Annotated in this window: 22 protein-coding genes; 15 read left to right on the top strand and 7 right to left on the bottom strand. The window is 35.0% G+C overall.

All coding sequences use genetic code 11. The annotated features are described in order from the left end of the window. Nucleotides 1-22: 22 nt before the first annotated feature. The 3 genes from ACZ1AQ_RS04990 to ACZ1AQ_RS04980 are packed head-to-tail and all read right to left on the bottom strand — an operon-like array spanning nucleotide 23 to nucleotide 4132. Nucleotides 23-1345, bottom strand: coding sequence for a glycosyltransferase family 4 protein (locus ACZ1AQ_RS04990; protein WP_489631845.1), 1323 nt, complete (start codon nucleotides 1343-1345; stop codon nucleotides 23-25). Nucleotides 1346-1372: 27 nt separating this feature from the next. Continuing rightward, on the bottom strand, nucleotides 1373-3793 hold the full coding sequence (locus ACZ1AQ_RS04985) for a YfhO family protein (RefSeq protein ID WP_489631844.1): 2421 nt from the start codon (nucleotides 3791-3793) through the stop codon (nucleotides 1373-1375). Nucleotides 3794-3841: 48 nt separating this feature from the next. Continuing rightward, nucleotides 3842-4132 carry a DUF4834 family protein gene (locus ACZ1AQ_RS04980; protein ID WP_489631843.1) on the bottom strand — a complete coding sequence of 97 codons (291 nt, stop codon included), beginning with the start codon at nucleotides 4130-4132 and terminating at the stop codon, nucleotides 3842-3844. Between the two features lie 121 nt (nucleotides 4133-4253). Between ACZ1AQ_RS04980 and ACZ1AQ_RS04975 the strand changes: the two genes are divergently transcribed. The 5 genes from ACZ1AQ_RS04975 (at nucleotide 4254) to ACZ1AQ_RS04955 (ending at nucleotide 8031) form a co-directional block, all read left to right on the top strand. Then, the gene (locus ACZ1AQ_RS04975) at nucleotides 4254-5204 is read left to right on the top strand and encodes a transporter (RefSeq protein ID WP_489631842.1); all 951 of its coding nucleotides are present in this window, start codon (nucleotides 4254-4256) and stop codon (nucleotides 5202-5204) included. Nucleotides 5205-5282: 78 nt separating this feature from the next. Then, a complete protein-coding gene (locus ACZ1AQ_RS04970; RefSeq protein ID WP_489631841.1) occupies nucleotides 5283-6401 on the top strand; it encodes a GTP cyclohydrolase in 1119 nt (372 codons plus the stop codon). 250 nt (nucleotides 6402-6651) lie between these two features. After that, a complete protein-coding gene (locus ACZ1AQ_RS04965) occupies nucleotides 6652-7047 on the top strand; it encodes a hypothetical protein (RefSeq protein WP_489631840.1) in 396 nt (131 codons plus the stop codon). 114 nt (nucleotides 7048-7161) lie between these two features. Beyond that, nucleotides 7162-7659: a hypothetical protein gene (locus ACZ1AQ_RS04960; protein ID WP_489631839.1), complete on the top strand. Its 498-nt coding sequence runs from the start codon at nucleotides 7162-7164 to the stop codon at nucleotides 7657-7659. A 12-nt stretch (nucleotides 7660-7671) separates the two neighbouring features. Further along, the gene (locus ACZ1AQ_RS04955; protein WP_489631838.1) at nucleotides 7672-8031 is read left to right on the top strand and encodes a hypothetical protein; all 360 of its coding nucleotides are present in this window, start codon (nucleotides 7672-7674) and stop codon (nucleotides 8029-8031) included. 84 nt (nucleotides 8032-8115) lie between these two features. On the opposite strand, the gene capB is transcribed toward ACZ1AQ_RS04955, so the two are convergent. Further along, nucleotides 8116-9378: a cysteate-C-fatty acyltransferase gene (capB, locus tag ACZ1AQ_RS04950; protein WP_489631837.1), complete on the bottom strand. Its 1263-nt coding sequence runs from the start codon at nucleotides 9376-9378 to the stop codon at nucleotides 8116-8118. A gap of 321 nt (nucleotides 9379-9699) precedes the next feature. Here capB and ACZ1AQ_RS04945 point away from each other — a divergent pair, with 321 nt between their 5' ends. Continuing rightward, the gene (locus tag ACZ1AQ_RS04945) at nucleotides 9700-10470 is read left to right on the top strand and encodes an NYN domain-containing protein (protein WP_489631836.1); all 771 of its coding nucleotides are present in this window, start codon (nucleotides 9700-9702) and stop codon (nucleotides 10468-10470) included. A gap of 62 nt (nucleotides 10471-10532) precedes the next feature. Here ACZ1AQ_RS04945 and ACZ1AQ_RS04940 read toward each other — a convergent pair whose 3' ends face one another. After that, a complete protein-coding gene (locus ACZ1AQ_RS04940) occupies nucleotides 10533-11201 on the bottom strand; it encodes a carbonic anhydrase (RefSeq protein ID WP_489631835.1) in 669 nt (222 codons plus the stop codon). A 169-nt stretch (nucleotides 11202-11370) separates the two neighbouring features. Between ACZ1AQ_RS04940 and ACZ1AQ_RS04935 the strand changes: the two genes are divergently transcribed. The 3 genes from ACZ1AQ_RS04935 to ACZ1AQ_RS04925 all read left to right on the top strand — a co-directional run bounded on the left by ACZ1AQ_RS04935 (nucleotide 11371) and on the right by ACZ1AQ_RS04925 (nucleotide 14896). Next, the gene (locus ACZ1AQ_RS04935; RefSeq protein ID WP_489631834.1) at nucleotides 11371-11949 is read left to right on the top strand and encodes a non-canonical purine NTP diphosphatase; all 579 of its coding nucleotides are present in this window, start codon (nucleotides 11371-11373) and stop codon (nucleotides 11947-11949) included. 206 nt (nucleotides 11950-12155) lie between these two features. Continuing rightward, entirely contained in the window at nucleotides 12156-14039 is a 1884-nt protein-coding gene (locus ACZ1AQ_RS04930) for a DEAD/DEAH box helicase (protein WP_489631833.1), read from the top strand. An 89-nt stretch (nucleotides 14040-14128) separates the two neighbouring features. Then, nucleotides 14129-14896: a carboxypeptidase-like regulatory domain-containing protein gene (locus tag ACZ1AQ_RS04925; RefSeq protein WP_489631832.1), complete on the top strand. Its 768-nt coding sequence runs from the start codon at nucleotides 14129-14131 to the stop codon at nucleotides 14894-14896. Here ACZ1AQ_RS04925 and ACZ1AQ_RS04920 read toward each other — a convergent pair whose 3' ends face one another. Further along, nucleotides 14897-15289, bottom strand: coding sequence for a LytR/AlgR family response regulator transcription factor (locus ACZ1AQ_RS04920; RefSeq protein ID WP_489631831.1), 393 nt, complete (start codon nucleotides 15287-15289; stop codon nucleotides 14897-14899). It lies immediately after the preceding gene. Nucleotides 15290-15509: 220 nt separating this feature from the next. Between ACZ1AQ_RS04920 and ACZ1AQ_RS04915 the strand changes: the two genes are divergently transcribed. From ACZ1AQ_RS04915 to ACZ1AQ_RS04905, 3 genes are all read left to right on the top strand, one after another. After that, nucleotides 15510-15890 (top strand): hypothetical protein, encoded by a 381-nt coding sequence (locus ACZ1AQ_RS04915; protein WP_489631830.1) that lies wholly within the window; start codon nucleotides 15510-15512, stop codon nucleotides 15888-15890. A gap of 174 nt (nucleotides 15891-16064) precedes the next feature. Continuing rightward, a complete protein-coding gene (locus tag ACZ1AQ_RS04910) occupies nucleotides 16065-18209 on the top strand; it encodes a TonB-dependent receptor (RefSeq protein WP_489631829.1) in 2145 nt (714 codons plus the stop codon). A 91-nt stretch (nucleotides 18210-18300) separates the two neighbouring features. Further along, on the top strand, nucleotides 18301-19893 hold the full coding sequence (locus ACZ1AQ_RS04905) for a PepSY domain-containing protein (RefSeq protein WP_489631828.1): 1593 nt from the start codon (nucleotides 18301-18303) through the stop codon (nucleotides 19891-19893). Between the two features lie 37 nt (nucleotides 19894-19930). Here ACZ1AQ_RS04905 and ACZ1AQ_RS04900 read toward each other — a convergent pair whose 3' ends face one another. Then, nucleotides 19931-21394, bottom strand: coding sequence for an aminoacyl-histidine dipeptidase (locus ACZ1AQ_RS04900; protein WP_489631827.1), 1464 nt, complete (start codon nucleotides 21392-21394; stop codon nucleotides 19931-19933). Nucleotides 21395-21510: 116 nt separating this feature from the next. On the opposite strand from ACZ1AQ_RS04900, the gene ACZ1AQ_RS04895 reads away from it, so the two are divergent. The 3 genes from ACZ1AQ_RS04895 to ACZ1AQ_RS04885 all read left to right on the top strand — a co-directional run bounded on the left by ACZ1AQ_RS04895 (nucleotide 21511) and on the right by ACZ1AQ_RS04885 (nucleotide 23920). Then, nucleotides 21511-22593, top strand: a complete 1083-nt coding sequence (locus ACZ1AQ_RS04895; protein WP_489631826.1) for a DUF3810 domain-containing protein — start codon at nucleotides 21511-21513, stop codon at nucleotides 22591-22593. A gap of 194 nt (nucleotides 22594-22787) precedes the next feature. Then, on the top strand, nucleotides 22788-23288 hold the full coding sequence (locus ACZ1AQ_RS04890) for an RNA polymerase sigma factor (RefSeq protein ID WP_064715131.1): 501 nt from the start codon (nucleotides 22788-22790) through the stop codon (nucleotides 23286-23288). Then, complete coding sequence (locus ACZ1AQ_RS04885) at nucleotides 23288-23920, top strand: DUF8845 family protein (protein WP_489631825.1); 633 nt, start codon at nucleotides 23288-23290, stop codon at nucleotides 23918-23920. Before ACZ1AQ_RS04890 ends, ACZ1AQ_RS04885 begins: the two co-directional genes overlap by 1 nt. Nucleotides 23921-23925 lie beyond the last annotated feature (5 nt).

Genomic DNA, 23925 nt, shown 5'->3' with positions numbered 1-23925 from the left:
AGAGGTTAGAGGTTTGAAGTTACTATTTTGAAGTTAAAAGAGTAGCTAATTCTTTGGTTAAACTTTTTCTGGAATATTTTTGTAAACCAACAGGATTCGACTGTAATTTTCCATCCAAAAATTGGTGATAGTAGGCTAAAATCGTAGCCTTTAACTGCTGTTTTTTATCGTATTCGAAAAATACTCCTGTATTTGTACTTGTAATAATCTCGGCAAAATCAGAGTCTTTGGGTCCAATAGCGATGATTGGTCTTCCAGAAACCATATATTCGAAAAGTTTCCCCGGAATAATGCTTTTGGTATCTTCAGAATCAATTTCAATTAACAATAATACTTGCGATTTACGTTGATTTGCTACAGCTTCATCGTGTGACACATAGCCTAAATTATTCAAATAGTCATTGAGTCCAAATCGTGTAATCGTATCCAATACTTCCTGACTTACAGCACCCATCAATTTTATTTCAAGTTGCTTTTTAAAATCAGGGATTTCGGCAACTAACTCCACTAAACTTCCCCAAAGAATCAGTGGATTGCGTTCAGACAAAAACGAACCAATATGTGCCAAAGTGAATTTGGTATCTAACTTTTGTGGTGCCACATTTTCAGTGTCATACCCATTCGTAATAACTTCAATGGGTTTTGAAGTGATGGCTTGAAACTCCGTTTTAGTCGTTTTACTGGTTACAATAATCGTGTCAGCAGCATTGAGCACTTGATGTTCTAATTTTTTATGCTTTTTGGCTGCATAACTAGACAAACGCAAAGCTTTGTGATAGCCAATAGTCGTCCAAGGGTCACGAAAATCGGCGAACCATTTTACGTTTCCTTTTTTTTGCAACTCCAGTCCAATCAAATGCAAACTATGCGGTGGACCAGAGGTAACGATAGTGTCAATATTATTTTCAGTAATGTATTTTTCTAAATAGGAGACCGAAGGTTTCACCCAATAAACACGGGCATCGGGAATGAATAAGTTACCGCGTATCCACAATAAAAACGCTTCCAAAAAGGATTGCTTTTTTTGATTAGGAATAATACCCGAACTTATTTTTTTAGTTTTATTTTTAGAAAAAAAGGAAGCTAATTGATAGGGTTCAAAAATGCTTTTTTTCAATATTATAGCTTGTTGCGACACTTCTTTTTCTAAATGTGCATCGACTATAGGATAGGTTGGATTTTCAGGGATATAAACAATTGGCTGTATATCAAAATCAGGTAAATATTTTACAAACTTTAGCCAACGTTGCACACCAGGCCCTCCGGCTGGCGGCCAATAATAAGTGATGATTAAGAGTTTACGCCCACTTGTCCCCAAAGGGGAAATTCCTACTGATTTATCCATCAAATCAATTTCAATTTTTCAATACAATTACTTTCCTTTATTGGTAGCTTTTTTTCTCTCTACATATATCCCTCCTACCAAAAGCAATACCATTCCAATAGAACTAATCAACGCTATGAGACTTCCAGTTTGTACCACTTGTGGCTCGAATTTGAATTCCACTTTGTGTTTACCCACTGGAATTTCAATAGCTCTCAAAACATAATCTACTCTGTAAATTGGCGTTTCTTTACCATCAACGTAGGCTTTCCAACCTTTAGCATAGTACATTTCAGAAAACACCGCTAAACCAGCATTAGTATTAGTTGAAGTATACGTTAGATGATTCGGTTTGTAGGCATCCAAAGTAATTACCGCTGAAGCATCTTTTACAAAGTTTTTATTTTGAATGGTAAACTCATTTGTATTGACAATTGCGACATTTTTAGAATCGAATTTATCCAAAGCTTTCATTTCTTCATCGGCAGAAGCTACAGCTTTTATTTGACTTACAAACCAAGCGTTTCCATTGGCATTAGGATTAACGGTTGGGAATTCTTTACCTTCTTTATCGGTTTGAATGATGTATTTTACATTTAAAAAATCTAAAACCTCAATATTATTTTTAGCAATTTGGTAATCGAATAATTGCTGAATTCTCCTTGGCTTAGCCGCGTGATAACCTCCCAAAGATTTATGAAAGTATGAAGCTCTTGCGCTTGATAGATTTCCGCTTACCTCAAAAACCCTGTAATTAGAAGGATCTCTCAAAATTTGAATATCAGCAGGCGTTTCCTGAAATGGAGCCGCCACTTCTCTACCATTCATAAAATCTTTTCCTGAAACATATTTTTTATCCACAAAGAAAAGATCAAAAATCATCAAAATTCCAACCAAGATTATGGCGGTATTTTGTGCGAAACGCTTTTGGGTATACAACCACAAAATTGCAGCGATAACGATTATAAAAAAGGAAGAACGCAACAAATCGGCTGTGTATAAACTCATACGATCTGCTTTTAATGCGTCTACAAATCCAGGACCATAACTCTGCAAATACAATCCATCGTTACTACCTGCATAACTCCAAGCACCCTTGCTTACGAATAGAATCAACATAACTCCTAAACCAAATAGTAAGGTATGTAAAATTCCTTTCGTTTGTTCTTGTTTTTCTATGGTAAAAAAGGATTGTAATCCCATAATGGCTAATACTGGGAAGCATAATTCCAAAATAACTTGAATAGACGAAACGGCTCTAAACTTATCGTACATCGGAATGTAATCAATGAAAAAATCCGTCAATAAAGAAAAGTTTTTTCCCCAAGACAGGACTAGTGCAAACATAGCGCCACCAAAGAATATATATTTGATTTTTCTTTTATCAATGAATAATGCTAAAACCGCCAAAAAGAAAACCACAACTCCAATATATGCTGGTGCAGCCACTATCGGCTGATCACCCCAATATGTTGGTAATCCATTAGCAAAATCGGCAGCTTGATCTTCAGGAACACCTTGACCCACCATAAATTCAAACATTGCACTATCTTTCCCAAGAGCTTCACTATTCGAACCACCAAAGAGTCTTGGAGCAATCAAATTGAAACTCTCCATTATGCCATAGCTATATTCCGTAATATAATCACGAGACAAAGCTATGTCTTCCGTTTTCTTCGAACCATCTGGATTAAATGTCAATTCACTTTTCCCACGAGTACTAAAAGCGGCATATTCAGAAGTAGCTAATAAATTGGTAGCATTGGCTCCAATGGCTAAAATTCCAGCAATTGCTAATATTCCAAAGCTTTTACCAAGGTCTATATATTGTTTTTCTTTGATGGCTTGATACGAATAATAACCCACCAAAATCAACAAAAACAACAACAAATAATAGGTCATTTGAAAGTGATTCGCATTAATTTCTAGAGCTGTGGCAAACAACGTAACCAAGCCACCTAGAATATATTTACGCTGAAAAACAAGTATAAAACCCGCAATAACCATAGGCATATACCCAATGGCGTGGGCTTTGGCATTGTGTCCCACACCCAAAATAATAATCAAATAAGTAGAAAACCCAAAGGCAATCGCACCAAAAAAAGCCTTAAGCGGGTCGATTTTTAAAACCAATAAAAGACCGTAGAATCCTAGAAAGTATAAAAATAAATAATCGGCTGGTCGAGGTAAGAATCGGATAGCATCATCTAGAGCACCGATGTAATCGTGAGGATATTTTGCACCTAACTGATAGGTTGGCATTCCACCAAAAGCAGAATTTGTCCAATAAGGTTCTTGATGTTCGATGGCTCTAAAGTCGTTTTGCTCTTTGGCCATACCAGTAAACTGAGCAATATCAGACTGGAAGATTTGTTTTCCTTGTAGAACGGGATAAAAATAAATTAAAGAAATAACTACAAAACCTAGTATAGCTAATGCGTGCGGATAAAATTTATTTAAAACTTTCAATGGATTCAGATTTGAATTAGATTAAAAAATGGGCTTCAGCGCACAAATTTAATCTATTTCTTCGTAATCCACATATTCTCCAACTTTTTTGGTCTCTTTTGGGTTTTTAGAACGAGCGGTATCTACAATAATTTCGTCTTGATTATTGTATCTTCTATTATGTTGGGCATATTGCTGTTGCGCGTATTGTTGCTGTTGTTGAAAGTTTTCACCGGCTTTCTCTACCGCTTTTTTAACTAAAATTGGCAAAAAAAGTTTAGCCAAAAATTTAAAAACATAGTAAAACATAATCATGTAAAACAATGTCCTTACAAATCCACTAAAAGAAGCTAGTTCCATATCTAAAAATTTTTCCAAAATTAGTAAATCAAATGGTCAAATTTAAAATCCTATTCTTAAATAAATAATAAAATATAGTACATTTGGTTGCGTTACTATTTTAAATCAAAAGAATATAACTATGCTCCCATTCAAAAAAACTGTTTTAATCGCTTTATTTTTAATGCCTTTTATTCATTATGGGCAATATACCGATCAAATTAATTCCAATCGACCTGGAGAAACCATGTCGGCTTATGGCGTTGGCAAAAATGTCATCCAACTCGAAAGCGGTATTTATGGTATAACTTCCCATCACAACTTATTAAATTATGATGTGAATGGTTTTGGTCTTGACGCTACAATTCGTTGGGGTGCTTTTCTAGAAAGATTAGAAGTTATTGCAGATATCCAATATCAAAATGACCAACTCGATAGTAATATCAGTTCAACCAACAGGGCTAATTTTAGACAAACCAATTTAGGCGCGAAGTATTTAATTTATGACCCATTTAAAAATTATGAGAAGAAAATCAATTTTTACAGTTGGAAAGCCAATCAGCGTTTTAACTGGAGACAATTTTTACCAGCGGTTTCTTTATTCGCAGGAGCCAATTTTGTGTTTTCTGGAAATCCTTATGCCTTTACATTAGAATCTAGTATTTCTCCAAAAGTGATGTTGATCACACAAAATCATTTTGGCGACGGAAGATGGGTTTTTGTAACTAATATTATAGCCGATTATATAGGTACAGATTATCCAAGTTATGGCTACGTAGTGACTTTAACCCGCGGATTCAGCAAAAGATGGTCTGGTTTTATTGAAAACCAAGGCTACAATAGTGATTTTTACAGCGATATGATTGCTCGTGGTGGAGCTGCCTATTTGCTCAACGACAATCTACAAATCGATGCGTCAATCAGTACCAATTTCAAGGATACTCCATCAATTTTATATGGTGGATTTGGCGTTTCTTGGCGCTATGATGGTTTTTATAAAAAAGCGATTTCAAGAATGAAAAAAGAAGACAAAAAGAAAAAAGCAGTTGACAATCAAGAGCAAGAAAGAAGAAGAAAATCCAAATACGACTAACAAAGAAGCCCTTATTTGGGCTTTTTTTATGGTCAAAAGTTGGCTATATTCGCACCTACACTTTACACTTAAAAATCCATGATTACGATTCACGAAGCCAAAAACAAAAAGGAAATCACCGAGTTCATAAAATTCCCTTTTTCTCTCTATAAAAACAACAAGTATTGGGTACCACCATTGATTGCAGATGAATTAGAAACTTTTGACAAAACCAAAAATCCCGCTTTCGAAAATGCCGAAGCATATTTTTTTGTAGCCAAAAGAAATCAAGAAATTGTTGGAAGAATCGCCGCCATTATCAATTGGGATGAAGTTAATAATCAACAGAAAAAAAAGGTTCGTTTTGGTTGGTTTGATGTTATTGACGACATAACCGTAACCCAAGCACTACTTGAAAAAGTGTATGAACTGGGTCGCAAAAACAACTTAGAATACGTAGAAGGCCCGATGGGGTTTTCGAATCTTGACAAAGTGGGCGTGCTGACCGAAGGTTTTGAAGAAATTGGCACGATGGTTACTTGGTACAATCACCCATATTATGCAGAACATTTTGAAAAATTAGGCTATGTAACCGAAAAAGAATATGTAGAAAATAAATTTCCTTTTTCGAATGTAAGACCCGAAACTTTCGAGAAAGCAGAGGAATTGATTAGAAAACGATACCAGTTAAAAGCCATTAATTTCACCAAAACCAAAGACGTCCTCCCGTATGTGGACAAAATGTTTGATTTATTCAATGAATCGTATGCCAAACTTTCCTCGTTTGTAGCCATTACGGATGTTCAGAAGGAATATTTCAAAAATAAATACATCAACTTCATCAATCCAGAGTATATTAAATATGTAGAAGACAAAGACGGAAATTTAGTCGCTTTTGCCATTGTAATGCCAAGCTTCTCAAAAGCACTTCAAAAAGCAAAAGGCAAATTATTCCCATTTGGATTTCTTCATTTATTGCAAGCAAGAAAAAACAGCAAGGACGTTCTTTTTTACTTAATTGGTGTACATCCCGAATATCAAAACAAAGGAGTTACTGCATTAATTTTCAAAGAATACTTTATCACTTTTAGCAAAAAAGGCATTCAAAACTGCATCCGTACTCCCGAATTAGCAGACAATCTCGCTATTCAATTAATATGGAAAAACTTCAACCCCACCATTCACTGCCGAAGAAAAACGTTTAGAAAAGAACTTTAATTATAGTGAATAGTGACTAGTCCCGAAGTGTCGGAATTAGTCCTCAGAAAAACAAAAATAATCCATTCGCCAAAAACGAATGGATTATTTGTTTCTTTAAAGTTAATCGTTTGACTAGCAAACTTATTTTTGAAATATCACTAAAAGCGGGTATTTTTTGTTTGAAATAAATTCTTACATTTATAAACCATTAAATTTAATGCAATAACTTGATCTTTGAGTTTAGTTCAATCAAATAAATAAAAATCATATGGAAACTGCAAATTTCAAGATATATCCTATACTTAGCTTTTTAATTATTGTTATTCCTGGTGAACATATTTCACCTCCAGTTGGATTAATTTTATTATTTAGTTTATTTCAATCAATTTGGTCTATTTTTTATGAAAATTTGAATCAAGAATCATTAATTGAATATGCTACTATAGCAATTGTATGTAGTAGCTTATTTTTAATAATTATAAAAAATAAACTGTTAAATCTAACAGGAATCATTATTCAATTTATTTGGTTACTACATATATTTAAATACAAGTTTTTAAAGGATTGGTTTTATACTGTTCCTGCATTACTCTATATGGTTCTAAGTCTCATTTTTGTCTATCTTATTTTAATAAAAAGAAAAAGGGAAACTAAAATCAGGTAGTTACACGATACCAACTATTTATTTTTTGATATAAAAAAAAAGCTAAATATATTGATATATGGATTTTAAATTAAATAAAAGCTCTTCAAGTAAGAGCATTACACTAGCAATTTAATGTTTAAATTTCCTAAGAAATTATTGAATCTTATTTTCTTCTTATTTACCATATCATTTTACTGTCAAGATTTCGTAAAAAAAGACACTATTAAGCTTGATGGTGAAACTTATACGTATTCTCATATTAGCTTTGGAGCAACAAATGGAACCAAATATTTCAAACTTATGACTTGTTCAGAAAATGATTTCAATAGCATTAAAAATGCAGTCATAAATTGTGCTACAAAATCTAAATTAGAATATTCAGAATTTTATATAATGATTATTCCTAATGAAATAATTAAAACCAAAAAAGAAAATGAAATTTTATTTAGGTTAATTCGTGAAATCGATCAATATAGAATGTCAATGAATTTATCTACAGCTCTAATTAAACAGAAATATGATGTGTCAAATAATAAATTCGAGTATTTTATAAATGAACCAATAACGGATTTTAACGAATACAACCTACAAATAAAAGTTCAAGATATCTGTTCATTCTTAAAAAAGTAAAACTAAACCATAATGAAAAAAATATCAATAATTTTAGTGATGTTAATCTTTAATTTTTGTTTCTCTCAAAACAAAAAAACAGTAGAAAAAAGAACAATTGAAGTTACTTTAAATAGTGTCGGAAAAACAAATATTGACAAAAAAACAATCTCTAAAGTCACAGGAATCAATGAAAAAAATCTAACAACTAGTTTGTATTTTTATGATAATTCAAAAAAAATTATTGGATTACCAATAAATGACGAAACCTTCAATTATGAGTATTTTAACTCAAAAATTTATAAGAATCTAGAAAACAAAAGAGTTAAACTTTTTTTAGATGTTTATAAAAATAAATCAAAAGAAATAGTAATAATCTGTAAAATAGAATAGTTCATTTGTCAGACAAATTCAATACAAAAAAAATCCATTCGCCAAAACGAATGGATTTTCTATATAAGTGAAAACCTAAAAAAATTAAGCTTCCATATCTACTGTAGTGCGTGCTGCAATTTCTTTATACGTACCGTTAACTAGTTTCTCACGAATCGCTTCGAAAGCCGCCAAGGTTTCTGCAATATCTTCTAAAGTATGAGAAGCCGTTGGAATCATACGCAATAAAATAATACCTTTCGGGATTACTGGATAAACTACAATCGACAAGAAAATACCGTAGTTTTCTCTCAAGTCGTTCACCATCACCATCGCTTCTGGAATACTTCCTTCTAAGTAAACAGGAGTAATACAAGTGTTGGTATCACCAATATTGAATCCTCTTTCTTTTAATCCGTTTTGCAAAGCATTTACGTTTTCCCACAATTTATCTTTAATTGCAGAAGATTCACGCAACAACTGCAAACGTTTTAAAGAACCAATCGTCTGAATCATTGGTAAGGCTTTGGCAAACATTTGAGAACGCAAGTTGTATTTCAAATAATCTATTACATCTTTATCAGCAGCTACGAAAGCTCCAATATTTGCCATAGATTTTGCAAACGTAGAAAAATAAACATCAATTCCGTCTTGACAACCTTGCTCCTCACCTGCTCCAGCACCTGTTTTTCCAAGCGTTCCAAAACCGTGTGCATCATCAACCAATAAACGGAAATTGTATTTCTCTTTCAAGGCTACAATTTCTTTCAATTTACCTTGTTGTCCACGCATTCCAAACACACCTTCGGTAATGAACAAAATTCCTCCACCTGTTTCTGTTGCCATTTTAGTAGCACGTTGCAGGTTTTTCTCCATACTTTCTAAATCATTGTGTTTGTAAGTAAAACGTTTACCCATATGCAAACGCACCCCATCAATAATGCAAGCGTGTGAATCTACGTCATACACAATAATATCGTTTTTAGTTACCAAAGCATCAATAATAGACACCATTCCTTGGTAACCAAAATTCAATAAATAAGCCGATTCTTTCATCACAAAAGCAGCCAATTCTTGCTCCAATTGCTCGTGATATTTCGTGTGCCCACTCATCATACGCGCACCCATTGGGTAAGCAGCACCAAACTGAATGGCCGCATCCGTATCTGCCTGACGCACTTCTGGATGATTGGCCAAACCTAAATAGTCGTTCAAACTCCAGTTCAATATATTTTTTCCTTGAAATTGCATTCTTGGTCCCAATTCTCCTTCTAGTTTTGGAAAAACAAAATAACCTTCTGCCTGAGAAGCCCATTTTCCTAAAGGACCTTTATTGTTTTGGATTCTTTCGAATAAATCTTTTACCATAATATAATGACTAAATACTACATTTTTATTAAGGCGCAAAATTAAATATTTAAAATTTATAATTACTCCCAAAATCCTTTTATTTTACTTAAAAAAATAGCCTTCTCAAGACCATTATTTTTAGTAGCAAAATCCTGCTCTTCATTACAAGCTCTTATGGCTCAACCGTATTTTACTAAAGCACTAGCAGGAGCTTCTTTTAGTCGCTCTGCTAGTACAAGTAAAACATTCGGTTGAGCCACAAGAGGCTTTTCATTTCGATCAGGGCTAGGTAAAGTGCTAACCATAAAGTTTGTATCTTTGAACACCAAAGCATCAAAAATGTCAAACAACACCAAAGAATTAAAACTAGCCGTCCTTATTGACGCCGACAACGTGCCGTATAGCAACATCAAAGGTATGATGGAAGAAATCACCAAATACGGCACACCTACCACCAAACGCATCTATGCCGATTGGACAAAACCCAATGCTAATGGTTGGAAATCAGTTTTATTAGAACACGCCATTACACCTATTCAACAATACAGTTACACTACGGGAAAAAATTCTTCCGATTCCGCTTTGATTATTGACGCAATGGATTTGTTATACTCAGACAAAGTCGATGGTTTTTGTATCGTTTCTAGCGATAGCGATTTCACCCGACTCGCCATTCGGTTACGAGAATCAGGAATGAAAGTCATTGGCATTGGCGAAAAGAAAACCCCAAACGCCTTTATTGTGGCCTGTGACCGTTTCGTGTTCATAGAAGTCTTAGAAGGTGCTACCAAAAAGAAAAAACCAAAAGCCACTGCCACTCCATCTGACAACAAAAAAGTAGTAGAAAAAGAAACGGCAATCAAGATAGACAACCCAACTATTGACCTTATTGAAGATGCTATTGATGCCATAAGCGACGATGATGGCTGGGCATTTTTGGGCGATGTTGGAAATCTAATCGTTAAAAACAAACCCGAATTCGATCCTAGAAGTTATGGCTTTAGCAAGCTCACCCCTATGCTCAAATCCCTGACCGACATTCTTGAAATCGACGAAAGAGATTCGGATAAAAAAGGCATCAAGCACGTCTATGTAAGACTTCGATATTAAAAGCAAAAAACTGCATCTCTATTGAAATGCAGTTTTTTTATTCAAAACAAATTGTTTAAAAATTAACTCTTCAAGGTACTTAAATAATTTTCAGGAAGAAATTCAACTTTACCCGTTTTTAAATCATATACAGCACCAACAACCATAGTAGTATTATCCTTAGTAGACTTGGTCAAAACGGGTTCTAAATTTTTTAATTGCTCTACTTGCATCGCAACGTTAATCTTTACCGCGTTTTCAATCTCGTCACCATGCTGATGTTTGGCCATTTTTGCTGCTGGTTTTATAGCATTGATTAAGGTTACAATATGTCCTGGAACTTCAGGCAACTTGCAAGCCGCTGCTACGGCACCACATTGAGTGTGTCCCAAAACCACAATTAATTTAGCTCCCAAAACAGCATTAGCAAACTCAATACTACCAAATGAAGCATAAGAGGAAACTTGACCAGCGGTTCTTACAATAAACAAATCTCCCAATCCTTGGTCAAAAATAATTTCGCTAGGCACCCTAGAATCGGAACACCCAACAATAACCGCAAAAGGTTTTTGTCCAGTAGCCAATTCTTTAATTCTATTGACATCTTGGTGAGGCTTTATACTCTTTCCTGCAACAAACCTACTATTCCCTTCCTTCAAGGCAATCAATGCAGTTTCGGGAGAAACTTGTGCACGAATAGAAGAAAAAGAAAGCAAAAAAAATAATCCTAAATAAACATTAAATTGTTTCATCTCTTTTGGTTTTAAAATTTGATGTAAAACTAGAAGATATAAAAACATAAACATAGTTAATGTTTTTGATTTAAATCATAAAAATATTTAATGTAAAAGATTTCAGCAATGAAGAAGTTCATTAATTACCTCAAGAAAATAATATCTTTGAAACTAAAAAAATAAAGAGATGAAAATAGTATTCGCTACCAATAACGAAAACAAGATAAAAGAAATCCAAAGTATGCTTCCCAATAACATTACCATTGTAAGTCTAAAAAGCATAGGTTGTTTTGAGGAAATTCCAGAAACTGCAGCTACTATCGAAGGAAATGCCATTATGAAAGCGAATTACATAACCGAAAAATATGGATATGATTGCTTTGCCGACGACACTGGACTTGAAATTGAAGCCTTAAACAACGAACCTGGCGTTTATTCTGCCCGTTATGCTGGAGAACAACGTTCAGCAGAAGACAATATGAACAAAGTATTACACCTTTTAAGTGATAAGAATAACAGAAACGCTCAATTCAAAACGGTGATTTGTTTGAATCTTAAAGGCGAACAATACTTATTCACTGGCATAGCCAAAGGAACTATTACATCAGAAAAAAAAGGCGAGGGTGGTTTTGGATACGACCCTATTTTTCAACCTGAAAATTACAAAGAGACTTTTGCAGAACTTTCACTTGAAACCAAAAACAAAATCAGTCACCGTGGTATCGCCACAAAATCATTACTTGCATTTTTGAATACAACTCATTAACAATCAAAATTGTATCATTTTTTATAACATTTTTTACAATTTTCCGACATAATTTCACATCTAAAAAGACTATTAAAACACAAAAACCGAAAAACAAAAAGCTAACTTTCTGACAATCAAATCACAATAATTCAATAAAACTTAAAATAGCATTAGTTAATCTGAGAAATTAACAGTAATTTTGCACCCTATTTTAAAAATACATAATGAACAAATTTGAACAATTAGGATTGAATGAATCGTTACTGAAGGCGATTTTAGATCTAGGATTTGAAAATCCGTCAGAGGTACAGGAAAAGGCGATTCCCCTATTATTGGAAAAAGACACAGATATGGTTGCGTTGGCTCAAACAGGGACAGGGAAAACAGCAGCTTTCGGTTTTCCGCTAATCCAAAAAATTGATGCCGACAACAGAAATACACAAGCATTAGTTTTATCGCCAACACGCGAACTTTGCCTACAAATCACCAACGAATTAAAAAACTACGCAAAATACGAAAAAGGTATTCACGTAGTAGCTATTTATGGTGGAGCTAGTATTACAGAGCAAGCTAGAGAAATTAAAAGAGGAGCACAAATTATAGTAGCTACTCCAGGAAGAATGCAAGACATGATCAATAGAGGTCTTGTAAACATCAAAAACATTGATTATTGTGTACTTGATGAAGCAGACGAAATGTTAAACATGGGATTCTATGACGACATTTGCTCTATCTTATCAGACACTCCAGACGAAAAAAGCACTTGGTTGTTCTCTGCAACTATGCCAGCAGAGGTAGCAAGAATTGCAAAACAATTCATGAGCAGCCCCGTTGAAATCACAGTGGGAACTAAAAACTCAGGATCTGCAACAGTATCGCACGAATTTTATTTGGTAAACGCTAGAGATCGTTACGAAGCTTTGAAACGTTTAGCTGATGCTAATCCAGACATTTTCTCGGTAGTATTTTGTCGCACCAAAAGAGATACACAACAAGTAGCAGAAAAATTAATCGAAGACGGATACAGCGCTGCTGCCTTACACGGAGATTTATCGCAAGCACAACGTGATGGGGTAATGAAATCGTTTAGAGGAAGACAAATACAAATGCTAGTTGCTACGGACGTAGCCGCTCGTGGAATTGACGTAGACAACGTAACTCACGTTGTAAACTACCAACTTCCTGACGAAATCGAAACTTACAACCACCGTTCTGGCCGTACTGGTCGTGCTGGTAAATTAGGTACATCGATTGTAATCGTTACCAAAAGTGAATTGCGTAAAATTTCTTCTATCGAAAGAATCATCAAGCAAAAATTTGAAGAAAAAACAATCCCATCTGGAATTGAAATCTGCGAAATTCAATTATTGCACTTAGCCAACAAAATCAAAGAAACAGAAGTAGATCACGAAATTGACAACTATCTTCCAGCAATCAACGATGTATTAGAAGGCTTGAGCAAAGAAGAGTTAATCAAGAAAATGGTATCGGTAGAATTCAACCGTTTCATCAACTACTACAAGAAAAACAGAGACCTATCTCCGCAATCAGCTAGTAGTGACAGACGTGAACGAGGTGATAGAGAAACAGGACGTGGTAATGCTGGAGGAGGTGCAACTCGTTACTTTGTAAACATCGGTTCAAGAGATAATTTTGATTGGATGACGTTAAAGGATTTCTTAAAAGAAACCCTAGACTTAGGTCGTGATGACGTATTCAAAGTAGATGTAAAAGAAGGATTCTCTTTCTTTAATACAGATGCTGAACATACTGATAAAGTAATGGACATCTTAAACAACGTACAATTAGAAGGACGTCGTATCAATGTTGAGATTTCTAAAAATGATGGTGGCGGAAGACGCGATCATAACGGAAGAAACTCAGGAGGTTTTGGTGGTAGAAGCTCTGCTCCAAGAAGAGAAGGCAACTTTGCACCAAGAAGAGAAGGCGGATTCCGCAGTGATAGAAACTCAACTTCAAGAGAAGGAGGATTCAGAAGCGAAAGAGGAAGTGCTCCAAGAAGAGAAGGTGGCTCTACAGAAAGAGCTCCAAGACGTTCTGAAAGTTTTGGCGACAGCCCAAGACCAAGAAGACCAAGAAGAGACTAACATTCCTTTGTTAATTTTCTTATAATTATACCAAGAAACTACAAAATATTTAATTGCGATTTACTACTTTTAAAGCTTTAAATTCGTATATGAGATATTTTGTAGTTTTCTTTTTTATGCTACTTTCAGTTAGCAATTATGCACAAGAAACCAACCCAACTTTAAAAGTTTCTGGAACCATCGTTAATGACAGTAATGACCAACCATTATCTTACGCTAACATCATTAACGTCAACAAAGTAAAAGGAACCACTACAGACACTAAAGGAAATTTTGAAATTGAAGTTTCACAAAGTGATACTTTACACGTCTCATTATTAGGTTTTCAATCCATCAAAGTTAGAGTTACAAACGACTGGTTGAAAAATAAAACTACTGTAATTAAACTTACAGAAAAAGCAATCGCCCTCGAAGAAGTTATTATTCGACCATTTCACCTCACAGGATATTTAGAAGTAGATTCAAAATTAATTCCTGTAAAAGAAAACTTCAGATATAGTATTTCAGGATTAACTGCTGGTTATGAAGGCGGACAATATTCTCCTGATGCTTTTGGAAAAGTGTTGGGTTCTATTTTCAATCCTGCCGATATGCTGTACAACTTTTTTGGAAAAAAACCCAAAGAGTTAAGACGTTTAAAGGATTTAAAGAAAGACGATACCGTTCGCAAAGCCTTAGAATCTAAATATGACAGAGAAATGATTGCTACCTTATTAGGAATCGATAAAAATGAGATCCCAGACATCCTAAAACGATGCAATTATTCTGATGCGTTTATACAAACAGCCAACGATTTACAGATTATGGACGCGATAAGTGGTTGCTATGAAGAATATAAAATCTTGAAGAAAAAATAACTATTCTTCTTTACTTTTTCGAAGCTTCTTAATGCGTTTGGTTGCCTTTTTAACGGCGTCTTTTACGGCAATTTCACTAAATGGTTTAATTACAAAATCAGTTGGATTATAATCTGTAGCTTTAAAGAAATAGCCCGGAAAAGCAGTAGCAAAAATAATTTGAAAATCAATAGTCTCAAATTGATCCAAAACTTCAAAAATTTGTTTTTCACGCATATTAATATCCAAAAAAACAATATCAGGTTTCTTAGCAATTATTTCTGAATAGGCCGTTTCCATAGTTCTAGCAACACCTACAATCTCAAGTTTTAAGCAATGCGTGGAAATAATTTTCTTTAAAATCTCAATGTTGATTGTTTCATCATCAACAAGTACAACAGAATATACGTTCATAAAATAGTTAGGAATAAATGGTGGTATTTTTATTCTAAATAGTTTTTAAATATAAATAAAAACTGCATCGAAAAAACAAGACCGTATTACATTTATCAAGAACTTATTGTTAATAGTACACAATGACAATAAAAACCAAGAATTTGAATTTTATGAAAGGATAATTTTGTAATCTAAAATCTTGTGCTACTTTTGCTCCTCGAAAAACAATACAATTGTTGTGAAAAAAATTGGCGTATATCTTTTAACTCTTACCTTGCTCTTCCCTATTTTTGGGAATCTAGTGATATACACCCAATTTAAAGCTAACCAAGAGCAAATCATCAAAACCATTTGTGTACAACGAAAATTAGTTAATAATACTTGTAACGGACGTTGTGAACTACAAAAAAGCCTAAAACAATTTGATGAGAATGAGAAAAAAATGGAAAATATCCTGAAAGAAAAAGCAGATTTTGTTTACCTCATTCATTCAACACCTACAGCATTCGAAAGTAACACTCCGATAACTTCAACAACCAAGTTGAACGTTTTTCATACGTCTGGAAAAACCATTTCCAAAACAAATTCAACGTTCAGACCTCCCTCCTTTTTAGTATAAATTACTTTTATTTTCAACCTTTTTGAATGTAAATTCAATGACTACCTCATTGAAAAACACTTGTTGTTTAATTTATACTAACAAAAAGTCAATGCTATCTTATGTCTATTCAAAATTCTTAAACAAATAAGAATTGGAAGATGCTATTTGCTTTGACTTTTAGCTAAAAACCAAATGAAAAAATACATTACAGCCTTATTACTAATAGGGCAAATCGCTATTGCGCAAAATAAAACCGAAAAAGACAGCACCAAAACCCAAGATTTAGAAACCGTTTTTGTTACCGCCAACCGTACCGCTACCCAACGTAAACAAACCCCAACGGCCATAAGCAAACTAACCGCCAAAACGATAGACGAGGCTAAAGCCGTTGCTGTATTTGAAGTAATCAACAAAATACCTGGTGTATTGATGGTCAATTTAGGGAACGAGCAACATTCTATGGCGATTCGTCAACCTATGACCACAAATGCCTATTACTTATACCTAGAAGACGGATTACCTATTCGCCCCATGGGAATTTTTAATCACAATGCATTACTAGAAATCAACCAATTCAACCTTCAAAATATTGAGGTAGTCAAAGGACCTGTTTCTTCATTATATGGACCTGAAGCTGTGGGCGGTGCCATCAATTTAATTTCAAAAAAACCAACAGTAGACCCAGAGTTCAAATTCGGAATCCAAGCCGACCAATGGGGCTACCACCGTATTCAGGCTATGGCGAGTGCAACGGTTGGCAAAGTTGGTTTTCAAATAGCTGGAATTTCAAGTTTACAAAAAAATGGCTGGATGGCTTTCTCTGATTACAACAAAGACAACCTGAATGCCCGTATCGACTTCAACATCAGTCCAAAGACTCGATTAATCGGTACAATGATGTGGGGTAAATATTATTCGGATATGAGTGGTAGTGTAAACGAAGATGCATTTTACAACAGAACCTACAAAAGCACCACCGATTTCACTTACAGAAAATCCGATGCCTTACGAACTAAATTGGCGCTTGAACACGATTGGAATGCCAACTCAAGTAGTGCCTTGACGGTTTACTTTAGAGACAACAAATTAGGACAAAATCCTTCCTACTCTATTCGTTGGACCGCTGGAAAAACTACAGCAACAGGTGAAATCAACTCTAACAATTTCAAAAGTTATGGCGCCATTGCACAACACACCCAAAAACTATCCTTTTGGGATACCAAAATTGTAGCGGGTGTACTTTATGACTACTCTCCAGTAACCTATTGGGCGTATAGAACCGACTTAAAAGCCAACTTAAACCCTGGTGGATTAACAGTAAACAATTACGAACAAATCGCAGAAAGACCAGACATCAAATTAGTGGACTACACAGCAGATATTTACAATTCTGCCGAATATGCGCAAATTTCAGTAAGTCCTATTGAACAATTGGTGCTTACCGGAGGCTTACGATATGACAATATGAAAGTTGATTATGACAATGCTCTCGATAAATCCATCGGAACCAAAATATACGACAAAGTAACCTTCAAAGCTGGAGCCAACTTCAATCCATCTACCTACTTTGGATTTTATGCTAATTATGCACAAGGATTTGCACCTCCAGGAATCACATCTATTTTTAGAGCAAAACCCGGAACAGGTGGAACCACTGGTAAACCCGCTGAGTTTTACTATAATCTTGAGCCAGCTACTTTCGATAACTACGAAGCTGGTGGTTGGATAAACGTTCTAAAAAACAAATTGTATTTTGATTATGCTATCTACTATATGGATGGCAAAAATGAATTGTTAAGCATCCGTCAACCAGACAATTCAACCGATTTTCAATCTGCGGGTGAAACAAGACACAAAGGAGTTGAATTTGGTTTTAGCTACAAACCTTCGGAGCAATGGCACATTCGATTTGGAGGAACTGTTGCTGAGCACACCTTTATCAACTTCAAAGTATCGGATAGACCAACCGATCCAGTAAAAAACTTAGATGGCAAAGAAATGCCTCAAGCTCCAAGATGGTCAGGAAACGCCGAAATCAGTTATTATCCAAATTGGTTACCTAATTTTAGAACAGCTCTAGAATGGCAATCAGTAGGAAGCTACTACCAAGACCAAATCAACACGGTAAAATATGCAGGTTACGATATTTTCAATTTTAGATTGGGCTATCACTATAAATCCCTTGAATTCTATGGAAACATAATGAATTTGACCGATAAATTATACGCCTTCAATGTGTCGCGCGCCAATTTAAGCACCTCACAACCGTCGTATACTGCCGCCGCACCTAGAACCTTCTTAATAGGATTACAATATAATTTTTCATTAAAAAAATAATTAGGAGCTAATCCCGTCATCCGCTGTATCTTTTGGGGCGAACCCCGCCCCAAAAGGATGCCGCTACTACCGGGGCTAAAAAAAACAAACAATGAGCACAACCTTCAACAACGAGAAAACAGCCAAGAAAAAGGATTCGAAATTCATCAAAAAAGTAAAGCAAAAAATATACGCTTGGCACAAAACCATTGGGATTATTACGATTGTGCCCGTTATTTTTTGGACACTGTCAGGGATAATGCATCCTTTTATGGCGCATTTTTTCAAACCCACAATTGCTAATGAGCAAATCGAAAAAGCAACCATCGACTCCTCAAAAATCAACTATTCCCTTCAAGAAGTATTGCTAAAAAACCAAATCAGCACCTTCAAAAATTTCAGAATAGTATCTTTTGACAAGGCTACTTATTATCAAGTAAAAACCGAAAAAGATTCACTGTTATACTTTGATACTTCAACCGCCAAAAAACTAGAAAACGGAGACCAACGCTACGCACACTGGCTTTCGCGTTATTTTTTAGAAGACCAAGAAAGTACTATCGCCAAAACAGAAGTAGTAACCGAGTTCAATTCGCAGTACAAATACATCAATCGCTATTTACCGGTTTACAAAATCACGTACAATCGTCCAGATGCTATGGAGATTTATGTAGAAACCGCTTCGAGCAAACTGGCCACCTATAACCCAAAATCCAGACAAGCCTTCATTTGGTTTTTTGACACGTTTCACAACTGGGCTTTTATGGATTGGATTAGCAACAACAGCATCCGAATAGTCGTGATGTTCATCTTCCTTGGCATTATCTTCTTCTCGGCCATAAGCGGGATTGTAATTTATGGCTTATTTTGGAAACAATTCAAAAAAACAGACAGTCTAGCGCCCAAAAAAGGAATCAGAGCGTATCACCGTCAAATCGGGATTTGGTTTTCGTTTTTTACCTTAACTTTTGCTTTTAGTGGCGCTTATCACGCTACAACCAAATGGGAACCTTATGTTTTAGACAAAATGGTGTACGAACCCCTTTTTAAAACCAATGAGTTACTAACCGCTAATACAGCCTTAGCTTTAGATTGGAAAAAATTGGAAAACACCAGTTTGATTCGTTATAATGACAGCATTTATTACCGTTGCGAATTACAATCCAATAACAAAACCGCTACCGAAAAACCAAAATGGGGCAACAAAAAAGCACAACCCGTTAGCGAAATTGTGTACATCAACAGTGTCACCAACAAAGTACGCCCCAATTTAGATGTAGATTACGCTACTTTTTTGGCTAATTATTTTGATGACAACACTCAGAAAGCCACTTGCTGTGAAATGGACAACAGCACAACAGAACCTAACTGCGCCATTAAAGAAGCTAAGCTTTTAGAAACCAAACAGCTTACAGCATTCAACAGTAGAGAATACGGTTTTGTCAACAAACGTTTGCCAGTAATCAAATTAGCGTATGACACGCCAAATAAAAAAACCTATTTCATAGAAACCTCCACCTCAAGAGTAGCAGCTTTAGTTGAAACATCGGACAAAATAGAAGGCTATTCGTTTGCTATTTTTCATAAATTCTTATTTATGGATTGGGCAGGAAAAAGTATTAGGGACTTGTCTACCGTTCTAGTTGCCTTAATTATATTAGTTGTTAGCATTTTAGGTTTAATCCTATTTTTGAAGAAAAACTAAAAAAAAACCGCTTTTGAATTCAAAAGCGGTTTTTTTGTTATTTCACAGGAATACTTGCTAAAATTTCTAAGAAGAATTTCCAGAATTTTTGAGAAGAACTGATGCTTGCTCTTTCGTCTGGAGAATGGGCTCCGTGAATCGTTGGTCCAAAAGAAATCATATCCATATCTGGATAATTGGTTCCTAAAATTCCACACTCTAATCCTGCGTGGCAAGCCACTACATTAGGTTTAGCATTATTTTGTTTTTCATAAATACCAACCAACACATCCAAAATTTCAGATTTTGGATTAGGCGTCCATCCTGGATATGCTCCAGAAAACTCCACTTCGCACCCCATCAATTCAAAGGCAGAACGCAACGCATTGGCCAAATCCATTTTGGAAGACTCTACCGAAGAACGGGTCAAGCATTGTACGGTCAACTGTCCCTCGCCTACCATTACTTTGGCAATATTGTTAGACGTTTCTACCAGATTGTCAAAATCGGCACTCATACGATACACGCCGTTGTGAGCGGTATACATTGAACGCACAAAATAAAACTGTGCTATAGAAGGCATTACTTTTTTAGGAGTAGTTTTTAATTTTTCAAAAACAATTTCAAGGTTTGGCTCAGTCGTTTTAAACTCCGCTTTAATCTCGTTTACGATTTGTTGCATATCAAATACAAAAGCTTCATCGTAAACTGCAGCAATAATCACTTTGGCCACACTCTCTCTTGGAATCGCATTACGCAAACTTCCTCCAGCAATCGAAGCAATTTGTAAACCGAAGTTATCAAAACCATCAAACAGCAAACGGTTCATTATTTTGTTGGCATTCCCCAACCCTTTGTGAATATCCATACCCGAATGTCCGCCTTGCAACCCTTTTACCGTAATACTGTAACCCACAGAACCTTCTGGTGTATCTTCTTCATCGTACTCGGCTGTTGCGGTTACATCGATACCACCTGCGCATCCAATGTCGATTTCATCATCTTCCTCGGTATCTAGATTCAATAATATTTGACCTTGCAAAATACCGCCTTGAAGGTTTAGTGCCCCTGTCATTCCTGTTTCTTCATCAATAGTAAACAAGGCTTCAATGGCAGGATGTGGAATATCAGTACTTTCTAAAACAGCCATAATTGCCGCTACACCCAAGCCGTTGTCAGCTCCTAATGTCGTTCCCTTAGCACGTACCCAGTCACCATCGACATACATTTCAATACCTTGAGTTTCGAAATCAAAAACGGTATCGTTGTTTTTTTGGTGAACCATATCCAAGTGGCCTTGCAACACGATGGGTTTGCGGTTTTCCATTCCTGGAGTAGCCGGTTTGCGTATGATTACATTTCGGATATCGTCTTCAAAGGTTACTAAACCCAAACGATTCCCGAAATCTTTCATAAATTGGATTACTTGCTCTTCTTTTTTAGAAGGACGTGGTACGGCATTCAAATCAGCAAATTGATTCCAAAGTGCTTTAGGCTCTAAATTTCTTATTTCTTGACTCATTGTTTTGTCTTATTTTTAAAAATAACAGTGTAAAATAATAATTCTTCAAAGTTACAAAGTTTACCAACTACTTATTTAGGTAATGCAATAGTATTTATATTTACACTAAAAAAAAATTGAAAAGAAAATACCTTTTACCGCTATTCCTCGTATTTCAAATTGTAGCATTGAAAATCATTCGATTTTTTCCAGCATTCATCGAAAGTTGGTACAGTAATGGCCTCTATGTCTTTATCTCGAATAGTTTGAGAATCAGTTTAGGGAAAGTTCCTTTTTCGTTGGGCGATGTGTTGTATGCTTTGCTAATTATTTGGGTGATTCGTTGGTTTTGGATTTTCAAAAAAAATAAAAGCTCGCAAAACTTATCATCAAAGCAAAAATTGAAAGCCATATCGCTTTCTATATTAAGTTTTTTATCTGTAGTTTATTTTCTTTTTCATTTGCTTTGGGGACTCAATTACTACCGAGAACCGCTGTATGAAAAAATGAAAATTGAAAGAGAGTATTCAGATGCAGATTTAGCAATTTTTACTCAAAAACTAATTGCCAAAACCAATGCGATTCAGTTGGAACTAATGAAAGACAAAAATCGTAAAGTAGTTGTTCCTTATTCCAAATCGCAATTGTTTGAGATGAATAGGAATGGATACCAAAACTTGGCTCTTGAACATTCGATGTTTCGATACACTCACTTAAGCATCAAGAAATCTCTTTTTAGTATTCCGCTGACGTATATGGGATTTGGTGGCTATTTGAATCCGTTTACCAACGAAGCGCAAGTGAATAGTTTGGTACCTTTGTACAGTTTTCCGATGACTGCTAATCACGAAATGGCGCATCAGATAGGTTTTGCTAGTGAAAGTGAGTGCAATTTCATTGGTTTTTTGGCTTCGATAAAAAATAAAGATGCATACATTCAATATTCAGGATACAGTTTGGCCTTGCGCTATTGTTTGCGAAATTGGCAAGCACGAGATGAAAAAAAAGTGGCACTCTTTTTAAAAACAATTCATCCTGGAGTACTAGCTAACTTCAAGGAAAGTGAAACCTTTTGGGAACAATACGACACTTTTATCGACAAAGGATTTCATGTTTTTTACGACAACTTCCTAAAAATGAACCAACAAAAAGATGGAATGGAAGGCTATAGTAAATACGTAGATTTGATGGTGAATTATTTTAAGCAGCATACGTTGTAACTCGTATTTCTTATGAAAACAGAACGTGTAAAATAGCCCCGATAGTAGTGAAAATCCTTTGTGAGCTGGGGTTCAGCTCACAAAGATTGTAACGGATAGCGGGACGACTCGTTATTGTATCCCCAAAAGTTGTGCTCCTTAAAAAAAACAATTTTATTTGTAACAAAAATCAGTTTTGAACCACTAATGACTATATGTCCGATACTTTAGAACAATCCTTTGTCTCGCAATTGCAAGCGAACCAGAATATCATCCACAAGATTTGTAGGCTGTATACTTCTGGTGAGGACGCGCATAAGGATTTGTTTCAAGAAATCACCATTCAGTTATGGAAAGCTTTTCCCAAGTTTAGAGGCGACAGTAAGTTCTCTACGTGGGCCTATCGAGTCGCGCTAAATACGGCTATAACCTTGTATCGCAAAGACAAACGCTCAGTGGCCACAACTGAATTTGAAGGCAGACAACATTATACTCCTGAGGTCGAATATGATTATGAAGAGGAAGAACAATTAAAATTAATGTACCAAGCAGTTTACCAATTGAACGATATCGAAAAGGCTTTAATCTTTATGTATCTAGAAGACAAAGATTACACTGAAATATCCGAAACATTGGGAATTAGCGAGGTCAACGCAAGAGTTAAAATGAACAGAATTAAGGGGAAATTAAAAAAAATACTAAATCCACTAGCCTAATGAAAGAACTGGATTTGTTAAAAAAAGATTGGCAAAAGAATGAAGCTTCTTTTGAACAAGTGACTGAAAATGAGATTTACAAGATGATTCATAAAAGATCCTCTTCTATAGTGAAGTGGATTTTGATATTGAGTGTTTTGGAATTGATTTTGTGGTCTGTTTTATCTATTGGTGTTAATATAGATGATTATTTCAAAAAAATGAAACATGAAGAATTTTCAATATATTTTGACACCTATAATTATGCTAGTTACCTTATAATATTTACATTCATTTATCTTTTTTACAAAAATTATAAGATAATTTCTACCACGGCCTCGACCAAACAACTGATGCGTGACATTCTAAAGACGAGAAAAACAGTCAACTATTATGTATATTACAACCTTGGACAATTGGTACTATCGCTATTTATTGGTTTTTATATTGCCTTCAAATACAATCCAGAAACAGTTGTACTTACAGATAAAATAGGTAGCAATTTTACAGTAATGTTTATTACTTTCTCGATTCTAATTGTTTTTATCGTATTGATATTGGGGCTTTTTTGGTTATTCTATCGTTTGATTTATGGTAGATTACTCAAACGTTTATTAGATAATTACAAAGAATTAAAGAAAATAGATTTATAAAAAAA

This window comes from Flavobacterium sp. UM26 (assembly GCF_057922445.1).
This window is presented reverse-complemented; position numbering and strand designations above follow the sequence as displayed.